Here is a 1217-nt window from a genome sequence, read left to right on the forward strand (position 1 = left end):
TATTTGCACCTACACGCAGCTTTTCGCAGCTTGTCACGTCCTTCTTCGGCTCTCAGTGCCAAGGCATTCTCCCTATGCCCTTATTAACTTGACCTTTTTAAGCGGCGATAATCCTCCAACATCTTCGTCACTTTTCTTCGCTTCGCTCGCTCACGTATGTTCATATACGCTCACTCACTCACCTCAGAAGTTCCTCGATTTTGAATGATTCTCTTGCTTAAAACTTTTGACTTCGATTTATGCTCTATAACTGCGTTACTTCCTTCATCTCTCTCGGTTACGTACGTTCCTGTACGTGCCCTCGGTCGACTCCAGTCGTGCCTTGTTATAAATCATTTCTCTTTGTCAAATCATTTTAGTTAACTCAGGATTAGTTAAACTAACCTTCGCTTTATAATGATGATTCTTTTCGATGATCTACTATTATTTGTTCTTATGCAGTTTTCAAATATCACTTAACTTAGATGCAAAAACTTAGATATTGAATCTTCTAATTTCTTACTTCTCAATTGGTGGGCTTGGGAGGACTCGAACCTCCGACCTCACGCTTATCAGGCGTGCGCTCTAACCACCTGAGCTACAAGCCCTTAAATTGGTTGTATATTCATTGTTATAAGTAATTGTTCTTGATGGGATTTGTTTAGTTTTATGCTAAAAAAATGGTGGAGATGAGGAGATTCGAACTCCTGACCCCCTGCTTGCAAGGCAGGTGCTCTCCCAACTGAGCTACACCCCCACTGATGGGATGCAAGATGTAGGATGTTAGATGTTAGAATTGTTTGTTTTCGCTTGTACGAAAACTTTATTAATACTTTTGGCTGCGCCTAAAGCATCATCTTCTCTTACTTCTTACTTCCGACTTCTTACTGTTATTAAATTTTGAAATATCTTTGTCTTAAGCTATTACTTGGTGTTGTTTCCAACTGACCAACTAACTAACTGTCCAAATATTAAGGTATTTCAAAATAAAATAGTGCACCACTCATTGATGCAAGATGTTAGATGTTGGATGTTAGATTGTTGTTGTTTTCGCTTTAGCGAAAACTTTTTTAAGACTTTTGGCTACGCCACAAGTTTCAACTTCTCCCACTTCCAACTTCATACTTCTCACTTCTAATTTTACCTAAACTCCCTAGAAAGGAGGTGATCCAGCCGCACCTTCCGATACGGCTACCTTGTTACGACTTCACCCCAATTATTAACCCCACCTTCGGCAG

General features: G+C 39.9%; 2 tRNA genes and 2 rRNA genes. All 4 read right to left on the minus strand.

What is annotated here, in order from left to right:
- Positions 1–94 (minus strand): 23S ribosomal RNA (locus GC105_RS16640); the annotation flags it as partial.
- 416 nt (positions 95–510) lie between these two features.
- Positions 511–587: transfer RNA gene (locus GC105_RS16645), tRNA-Ile, on the minus strand.
- 73 nt (positions 588–660) lie between these two features.
- A tRNA-Ala gene (locus tag GC105_RS16650) sits at positions 661–736 on the minus strand.
- 400 nt (positions 737–1136) lie between these two features.
- Positions 1137–1217: ribosomal RNA gene (locus GC105_RS16655) — 16S ribosomal RNA — on the minus strand; the annotation flags it as partial.

It is taken from the genome of Alkalibaculum sporogenes (assembly GCF_009362815.1).
Taxonomy (GTDB): Bacteria; Bacillota; Clostridia; order Eubacteriales; family Alkalibacteraceae; genus Alkalibaculum_A; species Alkalibaculum_A sporogenes.